Annotated in this window: 1 protein-coding gene (cut by both window edges); it reads left to right on the top strand. The window is 40.6% G+C overall.

Window positions 1-13,982, top strand: part of the annotated coding region (locus AB1414_00115) for a hypothetical protein (GenBank protein ID MEW6605839.1) (this coding region is incomplete at both ends). Its footprint runs off both ends of the window (18,307 nt to the left, 38,189 nt to the right); 13,982 of its 70,478 annotated nt are in view.

Consider the following 13,982-nt stretch of genomic DNA (forward strand, 5'->3'; position numbering starts at 1 on the left):
AGGGTAATGGCTATGGGTCAAGTGAGGATGTTTATGTCCACTTTGGCACTACCTCAAGTATAACTATAGTTTCTTCAACTGTCTATGGAAGCTTTACGGTAACCTTTACTATTGATACCCAGCCTTCAGGGCTAACGACTATCTTAGCCAGAGGCATTAACACAGCAGAAAAGGATACCGATGCACTTACAATCTTCTGCAATATCATTACTCTCACACCGGATAAAGGCACAGTAGGAATGATTATTACTATGGCGGGTAATGGTTATGAGAAACAGCAGGGTATTACGATTGACTTTGGGACGACTCGAACTATTACTTCTACCGCAACGGATGTTATCGGTTCATGGACAACCACATTCACCATTGATACTCAACCAGCAGGATTAACTACGGTCAAGGCAACCGGTAAATTAGAGATAGATAGTCGAACAATTGATATTGAGCCAGCGATATTTAGTGTAGTCCCGTCAGCACAAACCGTGGGGACACTTGTAACGATTAAAGGAAATGGATATGGGGCAACAGAGTTTATCCAGGTTGACTTTGGTCTTACAAGCACTATTGCGATGACCTCTACGGATATAACCGGGTTATTCGAGGCGATATTTACCATAGATATTCAGCAGGCAGGCAAGACAACTATTCGGGCAACAGGACTTAGAACAAATGAGACAGCAACAAATACATTTGAAATTACAGCAAATATTACACTTGTTACACCTACTTTTGGGACGGTGGGAACAATAATTACTATAACAGGAGAAGGGTTTGGTAACGAAGAAAGATTACGAATTGAGTTTGGAACCACGAAGAGTATTACCTTTGTTTCTACTACCCCGAGTGGAACTTTCTCGACAACATTTACGATTAATACCCAACAAGCAGGGACAACAACTATCGTTGCCAATAGTATCCTTACTCCTGATCTAAAAGCCTACGCCTATCTTATCATCACACCAAAGATTATCTGGGTAACACCGACTATTGGCAGTGTTGGGCAAATTATTACCTTAGCCGGTAATGGTTATGGGGCAAGTGAGAGTGTTCAGATTGGCTTTGGCACTAATCCCAATATTCAACTAACCTCAACCGATATTACCGGGTCATGGACAACTACCTTTACGGTGGATACGCAGGCAGGTGGAATAACACAAATAACAGGAACCGGGACGACTTCTGGCGTAGTAGCGGATAACCAGATAACCATTCGTGGAAGAATTATTCAGGTTTCGCCGTCAGATGGTTCTGTGGGGACGATAGTTACTGTTTTTGGTAATGGGTTTGGACAAGATGATAACTCGATTGATATATACTTTGGATTACTCTTCGATAGATCAGATAAATATCATGCTACTTATGCGGTTTCAAGCCACTTTGGGACATTTGCGGCAATGTTTGTAGTTGATACACAACCTGCCGGTTCAAAGACAATTGAGGCACAAGGATGGATAGGACCTGAGTGGTATTTGAGAAATGATATCGCATCATTCTTTATTACCTCAAATATTATTCAAGTTACCCCTGCCAGTGGCATAGGAGGGACAATAGTTACGGTAGCTGGAAATGGTTATGGTGAATTAGATGATATCAGGATAAGTTTTGGAACAAATGTTACTATTGCGGTTGGTTCTACAAGTATGAATGGGACATTTAGTCTGACCTTTACCGTTGATGTTCAACCAACAGGGGTAAAGACTATTGTAGCACAAGGATTGACCTTTATTCCGACTCAAAAGTCAGAGGCTACATTTACGGTCCTCGCTAAGATTGGATATGTATCACCTACTACTGGTTCAGTGGGAACGATTGTTGAAATAACAGGTGAAGGTTATGCGGTTAGTGAAGGAATTCAAATTGACTTTGGTACGACTAAGACTATTGCTCTGACTTCGACAGATGCGGCTGGTTACTTCAGGGTTACCTTTACGGTTGATACGCAATATTATGGCACCAAGACTATAGTCATTATTGGCCTTACTACTCAGAATCCATTTACGAAGAACTTTATGATACTTGGAAATATTACACTAATAACACCGAGTAGAGGAACAGTAGGAACTGTAGTGACAGTTACTGGAAATGGGTATGGTGCTACGGAGGTAATAGAATTCAGGATTGAGGGAGTTTATAGAGGGACTAATAGTTCTACGGGTGTAGGGACATTCACCGGAACATTTACGGTTAATCCACAAGCAGGATATGAACGTGAAGTAACGGCTAATGGGTTATCTACAGGTGACTTGCGACGGGGTACATTTACTATTGACGGTCGAATTAATATTATTACCCCTTCAAGTGGTAGTGTTGGTTCATGGGTAACGGTGTTAGGTGATGGGTATGAGGATATAGAGGAAATACATATTTTACTTGGGACTACACCTACTATTTGCAGTGTCTGGACCAGCGGTGGAACATATACCGCTATCTTTACCATTGATACTCAACCTTATGGCACAGCATCTGTTGTAGTTGTTGGTATGACTTCGGGATTAAGGTCTGAAGGAACATACCGTATTTTAGAAAATCTGATTTTGGTATCACCAAAGACTGGAACTGTAGGTAGTTTTGTCAGTGTAGCTGGTAATGGATATGGTAAGTCAGAATTAATCCAGATAGATTTTGGAACTAAATCGACTATTACTACTATCTCAACTGATTATAAAGGGGCATTTCAAACTACCTTTACGGTAAATACACAATATTATGGGACAAAGACGATTAAAGTAACAGGACTTTCAACTGGTAGAAATCTTATTTCTCTGTTTAAGATTACTCCATGGGTTAGTGTAACACCAACAATGGGAACCGTTGGGACTTTGGTTGTAGTAGAAGGTGCAGGTTATAATCCGTATAATGTGCTGGTACAAATTAAATTTGGAGGAGGTATTATTAGAACAGTTAATCCGAGTCCTGAGGGGACATTCACCAAAACTTTAGCTGTTGATATACAACCGTATGGGACAACTGCTGTTACTGCTAGAGATACATATGGAGAGACACCAATTGCCGCAACAGTATTTAACATCAAATCAAGAATTACACAGGTTAATCCAGGAATTGGTACCATTGGTAGAGTGGTGACTGTTACTGGTGATGGTTATGGGGCAAATGAACTTATAGCAGTTGATTTTGGGACATATCCAACTATAAATTCTAATGTAAGTCAATCTAACGGGCAAATTAGTATTACCTTTACGGTATTAGTTACTCCGGCGGGCACAACTACAATACTTGTAAGGGGTATAAATACTAATCAGCAACAACTTGCTACATTCACTGTTATCGGGAATATTATTCTATTAACTCCAGATACCGGGACAGTAGGAACTATTATTTCTATCGCGGGTGATGGATTTAGTTCGCAAGAGGCAATAGATATAGTCTTTGGAACAAAAGGAACTATTACCTCTACCTCTGCTACGGCCGCAGGAACATTCACCACTACCTTTACGATTAATACACAAATTTATGGGGCAAAGAGTGTAACAGTAGTTGGAATGACTTCACAGTTAAAGGCAACTGCTACGGTGAATATCATATCAGATATTATTCTCATTTCGCCAACTTCTGGGACAGTAGGAACGACAATAACGGTAGAGGGGACAGGTTATGGTGAGCACGAGACGATAGAGGTTTATTTTGGCACTGAAGGACCAATTTCACCGGCACAAGATTCCAGTCAAGATGGGACATTCAATGTTACCTTTAATGTTACTTCTCAACCAATGGGTATAACTACAATTAAAGCTCAAGGGCAGATTTCTGGTGGTGTAGATTATGGGACATTTAATATCACTCCTGCTATTATTGTTACTCCAACCTCAGGTTCTGTAGGTTTAACAGTGGCGGTGCAAGGGACTGGTTATCCCATAGGTGAGGATGTCTATATTCATTTTGGTATAACTTCAACCATTACGGCTACGCCGGCTCATACCAATGCCAGTGGTGTCTTTAATAAGAATTTTGTAGTTGATGCTCAGGTATATGGAACAACTACTGTAGAGGCGATAAGTGTATCAGGAGCAAAGGCATTAACTACCTTTATTATCTTAGCTAATATTGCCCAGGTTACTCCAACTGAAGGAACAGTAGGAACGATTGTCACTATTTATGGTGATGGATTAGGTGCATCTGAGGTAGTGAATGTTGACTTTGGACGTAGTTCTACTTTAGCCACTGCTGTTACTACCCAACGCGGGACATGGACAACTACCTTTACTATTGATACACAGGCTTATGGCTTGACAACTATAAGTGCTACGGGTAGTATGACTCAACAAGTAGGCAGAGATTACTTTACTATCTTAAGTCATATTACTTTAGTAACACCAACAAGGGGAACAGTTGGAAGTAAGGTTAGGGTCTATGGTGATGGATATAGACCGTGTGGAATTAATGAGTTGCGTATTGATTTTGGTTCAATGGTATGGATGGGTATTGGTAATGCTGTTGTGGGTGAATTTGGTACCTTTGCGGCTATCTTTGAAGTTGATGTCCAACCGGGTGGAATGACAACAATTAAAGCAATCAGTGGTGGGTCGGATATAGATTCCTTCTGGATTGAAGGCAAGATTGTTTATGTGACACCACAAGGGGCAACCGTAGGAACACTTGTAGAAATTGGTGGTAATGGTTATGGCGCATCAGAGTTAGTTCAGATTGACTTTGGAACGATAAAGACTATTACCCAGGTTACGGCTAATAGTGATGGAACATTTACTACTACCTTTACCGTTAATGCTCAACCTAATGGTCCAACTACTATTATGGCAACGGGTCTTGTGACCAGGAATATAGACACTGAAATATTTAACATTGGTGCGGAAATTATCTTTATTTCACCCAGAGCAGGCACAGTAGGAACGATTATTAGTTTAGAAGGAACAGGGTATCAGACCGGTGAAATTATGCGAATTAGCTTTGGCACGATTAAGACAATTACTACTACCACGCCTGATGCACAAGGTAGATTTAGCACTACCTTTACCATTGATACACAACGCTATGGCATTACGACGATTACTGCTTATGGCATAAATTCAACAGCACAGGCAAAAGGAACAGTGACAATTCTGCCCAATATAATCCTGATTACTCCAACAGAAGGTAGTGTGGGCACTATTGTTACGGTTAGAGGTAATGGATTCAATGCCACCAGTCCCGTAGCCATTAAATTCGGCGACACTTCAAGTATTACCATTGTTACTTCAACCGCCTTTGGCAGCTTTACGGTTACCTTTACTGTAGATACACAGAAGATAGGATTAAAGAATATTAGAGTAGTAGATGGAGTTGGAATAGATTATACCGGCACATTTAATATCGTTCCGGCAATTCATGTCAGTCCTACCTGCGGGACAGTGGGAACAGTGGTCATTCTCTGGGGTGATGGTTTTGATAGTCTCGAGACGGTAAGGGTTGAATTTGGAACAACATTAGTGGGTATTGGATTGTGTTTCAATAGTAATAATGGATCTTTCTCAACTACCTTTACTATCACTACACAACCTTTTGGAACTACCACATTTAGAGCAGGTAGAACAGTAGCAGAAGCAACAATTACCACTACCTTTGTTATCGAACCTAATATTATCCAATTACAACCTGATTCTGGTAATGTAGATACTGTGGTAACGGTGGCTGGTAATGGATTTGGTGCAACAGAAACTATTCGAATTACCTTTGGCACTAATGTGACCATAGTTATGACTACTTCTACTGCTTATGGTTCATTCAGCACTACCTTTACAGTTGATATTCAGCCAGTAGGTTCAACCACAGTTTTAGCTACAGGATTAACGACTAATCAAAAGGCATATCGGTTCTTCCAGATAATGACGCGTATTACTAAACTCTCACCGGATAAAGGTACGGTAGGAACTATTGTTACATTAGAAGGAGATGGTTACCATTCTGGAGAAGATATTAGGATTACCTTTGGAACAACTACCACTATAAAGACTACTACGGGTGATATAAGGGGTGCGTTTAGTGTAACCTTTACCATAGATACTCAAAGATATGGGACAACAACAGTAATTGCTACGGGAATTACCTCAGATGCAACCGCACAAACATTATTTGGCATTCTACCGAATATTATCCGTGTATCACCTTCAACCGGGTCAGTGGGAACAATAGTTACTTTAGCCGGTAATGGGTTTGATGACAATGAGCAAGTCAGGATTGAATTTGGAACTAATCCTACTATTGTTACGGCGATGACAGATGTCTATGGTTCATTTACTACCACCTGGACAGTTGATACTCAAGTTTATGGCACCACAACTATTACTGCCTATAATGATACCATAGGGATATTTGCCACCAGCACATTTACCATTCTACCTCATATTGTTGAATTAACACCAACTTCAGGCAGTGTGGGAACAGTAGTAACCTTAAGTGGAACTGGTTATGGCAAGTCAGCAGAAGCAATAAAGATTAAATTCGGTATTACACAAACGATAACCCTTACCACTACCTCGGACTTTGGGAGCTTTACCACAACCTTTACTATCAATGGACAGCCGTATGGAACTACTACGGTAGAGGTTAGAGGATTGACTACCTCACAGGTTCAGGAAACGACCTTTGTTATTCTACCTAATATTGTCTTGATGACATCAACAGTAGGCGTAATTACAGATATTGTTTATATCACTGGCAATGGGTTTGGAGTAACAGAGGATATTCAAATTGACTTTGGAATAACCAATAGCATTACCGTTACAAGGACAGATGAATATGGTTCATTTGCCACTACATTTACAGTCAACCTGCAAGTTTTTGGGACAAAATCTGTTAAAGTTACTGGCTTAAAGACAAATTTTGTTCTATATCAGAGTTTCTTACTGAGGGGTAGAATTGCTGTTGTTTCACCTTCTTGTGGAACTATTGGCACGGTGGTGAGTATTTCTGGTGATGGGTTTGGTAATCAAGAGCTGATGGAATATAGTTTTGGTTGGACTAATTATGCACCACCTACAAATCTAACCGATGGTCTTGGTAGATATAGTTTTGTCTTTACAGTTGATATACAACCAGGAGGAACTACTACCATTAAGGCTAAAGGAGCACTTAAGACTAAGGAAGAGGCATTTAATTACTTCTTTATCCAGGCTAAGATTGAGTTGTTCACACCGACTATTGGAACGGTAGGAAGTGTGGTGACAGTGGAAGGAAGTGGCTTTGGCGGTTCACAAACCGTGCAGGTTGATTTGGGCACGACTGTATCTATAACCTCACAGTTTGTCAAAAGAGCAGGAACATGGACACTGACCTTCACTATTGATACTCAAAATTATGGCAGTACCACTGTGATGGCATTTAGTCCGGGTCTCTCTGGCGTTGGAACTACAGCTACCTTCTTTGTCATACCCAAGATTATTCTTGTTAGTCCAGAGGCTGGTTCTGTTGGAACGGTCGTGATTGTGGAAGGTAATGGTTATGAGGCGTTAGAAGATATAAGAATAACTTTTGGCAATACGGTTACGATTAAACTGACAAGTGTTAGTGCGGGTGGGTCATTCACTACGACCTTTGTAGTTGATTCACAATCTTATGGAACAAAGACTATCAAGGTAACAGGTCTTTCTACTCAGGCTAAATATGAGACACAATTTGCTATCCAACAGCATTTAGTCTGGATTTCACCAACTCAAGGTAGTGTAGGGAGTTTAGTAACTATTCTGGGAACTGGTTATGATGTTACAGATGATATAGTGGTTAACTTTGGTAAGACCGGGACGATTACGACTACATCTGCTTCAGTAGATGGGACATTCTCTACCACCTTTACGATTGATACCCAATCTTATGGGCAAAAGACTGTTACAGCTGTAGGCTTGAAGATAGGGCAGGCATCAAGCGTTATCTTTAATATTCTACCACAATTAGTTAGTATTTCACCAACTGAAGGTTCGGTTGGCAGGATAGTAACATTATTTGGAACAGGATATAAGACCCAGGAACAGGTGCAAATAGACTTTGGCACAACGATGACTATTACCAAAGGACAGACATCAATTGATGGCACATTTAGCGTTACCTTTACCATTGATACTCAACCTTATGGCACAACTACGATTACGGGAATAGGTAGAGATAGTGGAGCATCATCTACGATTACCTTCCGTATCTTGCCTAATATTGCCTGGATAACACCCACGCAAGGTAGTGTCGGAACGATAGTTACAATTTATGGTAATGGATACAGGACGGCAGAATCCATTAAGGTTAGTTTTGGTAAGGATAGTACAGTGCAGATGACCACTACGGACTCTACTGGTAGCTGGACAACTACCTTTACCGTAACAACACAAGTTGCTGGAACAACGACTATTACTGCCACCAATGTAGCGGACGATTTGACCTCACAATCATTCTTTGATATTTTTGCAAATATTACTGAAGTAGCTCCTCCCGACGGTATGTTAGGAGATGAGGTAACTGTAAGGGGTAATGGTTATGCGGCAAAAGAACAAATTAGAATCAGTTTTGGGACAACTATAACCCGAGTGGTGGTTACTTCTACACCAGATGGGACATGGACAGCGACATTTACAGTAGATGAGCAAAGATGTGGACCGACTACTATTGTGGCGACTGGTTTGGGAAGTGGTGAATCCGCAACTAATACTACATTTGTTGTAGGAGTAAAAATTACCTCTGTATCTCCTGAAGTTGGAACAGTAGGAACAATTGTTATGGTGCATGGAGCTGGGTTTGGTTCTAGTGAAAGTATCCGCATTGAATTTGGCAATAATCGAACTATTGCTATGGTTACTACTAATGTCGCAGGAACATTTATTGCTACCTTTACTGTGGATACTCAATCTGCTGGGACTCATACTATTATAGCCACTAATGGCGTAGAGGCTAAAGCATTATTTAGAATTATTGGCAATATCTATTCGATTACACCTATTTCAGGGTCTGTGGGAACTATTGTTACCATAAGTGGCAATGGTTATCCTGCCTGGGACATAGTTCGAATAGAATTTGGAACAACACCAACCATTCAACAGACATCCACTTATGCAGAAGGTAGCTGGACAACTACATTTACAGTAGATACCCAACCGTATGGGAAGACGACAATTACGGCTTATGGAAGTGAGAAGGTATCCGGGACATTTACTATTTTACCCAATATTATTCTGATTACACCAACGCAAGGCTCAGTAGGGGCAATCGTTACAGTTAGAGGCAATGGTTATGTGGCATCTGGAACAATCAGCATAGACTTTGGCACTACACTAACAATCCAGTTGACATCTACCTATGCAGAAGGTAGCTGGACGACTACATTTACCATAGATACTCAACAATATGGCAGAACAACTATTATTGCTTCTGGAGATGGAATATCATCTGCTGGCACATTGACTATCTTACCAGAGATAATACTAATTAGTCCAAAAGAAGGGACAGTAGGGACTATGGTGACCGTAGCTGGTAATGGTTATAAGGCATCAGAGGCAATTCATATAATCTTTGGGACATCACTAACGATTACTACTGCCTCAACGGATGCAATAGGGTCATTTACGACTACCTTTACCGTTGATGCTCAAAGTGTAGGCACAACTACTATTACCGCTGTGGGTATGGATAGTGGCAAGAGTGTATCTAAGTATGAATTTAAGATAGTTCCACAATTGACTCAAGTTTCACCACCTCAAGGAACAGTGGGAACAATAGTATCGCTTCAAGGAGATGGTTACCAGGCTAATGAGTTAGTTAAGATAGATTTTGGGACAACATTGACCATAACTACTATTAGTGCCAGTCAGTCAGGTTCGTTTGCAACTACATTTACCATAGATACGCAACCTTATGGAGTTACGACTATTAATGTAACAGGTCTTACATCTAAGGTTAGTTCTGCTAACTTAACCTTCTTCATTATGCCTAATGTTATTCTTGTTACTCCAACAGAAGGGACAGTGGGTAGAATAGTAACAATTCGAGGTAATGGTTATGGGGCATCAGAGATAATTCGTGTAGAATTTGGCACCACACCGACTATTCAGTTGACATCTACTTATGCAGAAGGGAGCTGGACAACTACCTTTACCATTGATACCCAACCCTATGGTCAGACAACGATTATTGCTTATGGTAGTAATAAAGCCGCAGGGACATTGGCTATATTATCGAATATCATCTTAATTTCACCGCCCTCAGGAACAGTAGGGACGATAGTAACCGTTCGAGGTAATGGTTATGGGGCATCAAAGACAATCCATATCGACTTTGGCACGACATCAACAATACAGATGACCTCTACTTATGCCGAAGGGAGCTGGACAACTACCTTTACGATTGATACACAACCCTATGGTCAGACGACTATAGTTGCCTATGGCAGTGAACGAGCATCAGGGACATTTACTATCTTGCCCAATATTATTCTTATTACTCCAACAGAAGGAACAGTAGGAACAATAATTACAGTTCGAGGCAATGGTTATGGTGCATCGCGAACAATCCGCATAGAGTTTGGAACAACACCTACAATCCAGTTGACCTCTACCTATGCCGAAGGGAGTTGGACAACTACATTTACTATAGATACACAACAATATGGTAAGACGACCGTAGTGGCTTATGGAGATGGGCTTAAAGTAGAAGGGACAATAACTATATTACCGAATATCATTGTGATTACACCAACCGAAGGAACGGTAGGTAGAATAATAACCATAAGAGGTAATGGTTATGTTGCATCACGAACAATCCGCATAGAATTTGGAACAACACCGACAATCCAGTTGACCTCTACTTATGCCGAAGGTAGCTGGACTACGACCTTTACCATCGATACACAACAATATGGTAAGACGACGATTACGGCTTATGGAGATGTAATTAAAGCCGCCGGGACATTAACCATATTACCCAATATTATTCTGATTACACCGACGCAAGGTTCGGTAGGGACAATTATTACTATCAGAGGCAATGGTTATGGTGCATCACGGACAATTCGTGTAGAGTTTGGGACAACACCAACTATTCAGTTGACATCTACCTATGCCGAAGGTAGTTTCACTACTACCTTTACCATAGATACCCAGCAATATGGTAAGACAACTATAGTTGCTCACGGAGATGGACTTAAGGTAGAGGGCACTGTAACCATATTACCCAATATCATTTTGATTACACCAACTGAAGGAACGGTAGGAGCAATAATAACCATAAGCGGTAATGGTTATGGTGCATCTCGAACAATCAGCCTAGACTTTGGCACTACACTAACAATCCAGTTGACATCTACTTATGCAAAAGGTAGTTTCACCATGACATTTACCATCGATACACAACCTTATGGCATAACAACTATTGTGGCTTATGGAGATGGTATATCATTCAAAGGCACAGTGACTATCTTACCAGAGATAATACTAATTAGTCCAAAGGAAGGAACGGTAGGTAGTGTGGTTACTGTTTGTGGTAATGGATATAGGGCATCAGAGACAATTCATATTATCTTTGGAACATCACTAACAATTGCTACTACTTCAACGGATGCCATTGGGTCATGGGCGGTTACCTTTACCGTTGATACCCAGAGTGTTGGGACAACTACCATTACGGCTGTAGATATGGGTAGTGGCAGGAGTGTATCGAAGTATGAATTTAGAATAGTGCCACAGTTAACTCAAGTATCGCCACCTCAAGGGACAGTTGGGACAATAGTAACACTTCAAGGAGATGGTTACTTAGCTAATGAGTTAGTTAAGATAGACTTTGGGACAACATTGACCATAACTACTGTCAGTGCCAGTCAATCAGGGTCGTTCACAACTACATTTACCATAGATACTCAACCTTATGGTGTGACTACGGTTAAGGTAACAGGTCTTAGATCTAAGTTTAGTTCTGCTAATTTAAACTTCTTCATTACTTCTAATATTATTCTTATTACCCCAACAGAAGGAACGGTTGGCAGAATAATAACCGTTCGAGGTAATGGTTATGGGGCATCAAAGACAATCCATATAGATTTTGGCACAACACCAACTATTCAATCAGTTTCTACTTATGCAGAAGGGAGTTGGACTACTACCTTTACGATTGATACACAACCCTATGGTCAGACGACTATAGTTGCCTATGGAAGTGAACGAGCATCAGGGACATTTACTATCTTGCCCAATATTATTCTTATTACTCCAACAGAAGGAACAGTGGGAACAATAATTACAGTTCGAGGTAATGGTTATTCTGCATCAGGGACAATTCGGATAGAATTTGGGACGACACCGACAATTCAATTAACCTCTACCTATGCCGAAGGGAGTTGGACGACCACATTTACCATAGATACACAACAATATGGTAAGACGACCATAGTGGCTCAGGGTGATGGGCTTAAGGTAGAAGGGACTGTGACTATCTTACCCAACATTATTCTGATTACACCAACAGAAGGAACGGTAGGAACGATAATTACAGTTTGTGGCAATGGTTATTATGCATCTCGAGCAATTCGCATAGAGTTTGGAACAACACCGACAATCCAGTTGACCTCTACCTATGCCGAAGGTAGTTGGACAACTACATTTACCATCGATACACAACAATATGGTCAGACGACCATAGTTGTTCATGGAGATGGACTTAAGGTAGAAGGGACTATAACCATATTGCCAAATATCATTTTAATAACTCCGACAGAAGGAACAGTAGGGACAATCATTACTATTAGCGGTAATGGTTATGGGGCATCTCGAACAATCCGTATAGAATTTGGGACTACTCCAACAATCCAGTTAACCTCTACTTATGCCGAAGGTAGCTGGACTACTACCTTTACCATCGATACCCAGCAATATGGCAAGACGACCATAATGGCTCACGGAGATGGACTTAAGGTAGAAGGGACAATAACCATATTGCCCAATATCATTTTGATTACACCAACTGAAGGAACGGTAGGAGCAATAATAACCATAAGCGGTAATGGTTATGTTGCATCTGGAACAATCCGCATAAAATTTGGGACTACACCAACCATTCAGTTGACCTCTACTTATGCCGAGGGTAGTTTCACGACTACATTTACCATCGATACGCAACCGTATGGAATAACAACTATTGTAACTTATGGAGATGGTATATCATTCAAAGGCACAGTGACTATCTTACCAGAGATAATACTAATTAGTCCAAAGGAAGGAACAGTAGGTAGTATTGTTACCGTTTGTGGTAATGGATATATGGCATCAGAGACAATTCATATTATCTTTGGAACATCACCAACAATTGCTACTACTTCAACGGATGCCATTGGGTCATGGACGGTTACCTTTACTGTTGATACCCAGAGTGTTGGGACTACTACCATTACGGCTGTAGATATGGGTAGTGGTAGGAGTGTATCGAAGTATGAATTTAGAATAGTGCCACAGTTAACTCAAGTATCGCCACCTCAAGGGACAGTTGGGACAATAGTAACACTTCAAGGAGATGGTTACTTAGCTAATGAGTTAGTTAAGATAGACTTTGGGACAACATTGACCATAACTACTGTCAGTGCCAGTCAATCAGGGTCGTTCGCAACTACATTTACCATAGATACTCAACCTTATGGTGTTACTACGGTTAAGGTAACAGGTCTTACATCTAACTTTAGTTCTGCTAACTTAAACTTCTTCATTACTTCTAATATTATTCTTATTACCCCAACAGAAGGGACAGTGGGTAGCATAGTAACCGTTCGAGGTAATGGTTATGGGGCATCAAAGACAATTCGTATAGAATTTGGCACAACACCCACTATTCAATTAGTTTCTACTTATGCAGAAGGTAGCTGGACAACTACATTTACCATAGATACACAACAATATGGTAAGACAACTATTACTGCTTATGGAAGTGAACAGGCATCCGGAACATTTACTATCTTGCCCAATATTATTCTGATTACTCCAACAGAAGGAACAGTAGGAACAATAATTACAGTT

It is taken from the genome of bacterium, assembly GCA_040755795.1.
Classification (GTDB): Bacteria; UBA9089; CG2-30-40-21; order CG2-30-40-21; family SBAY01; genus JBFLXS01.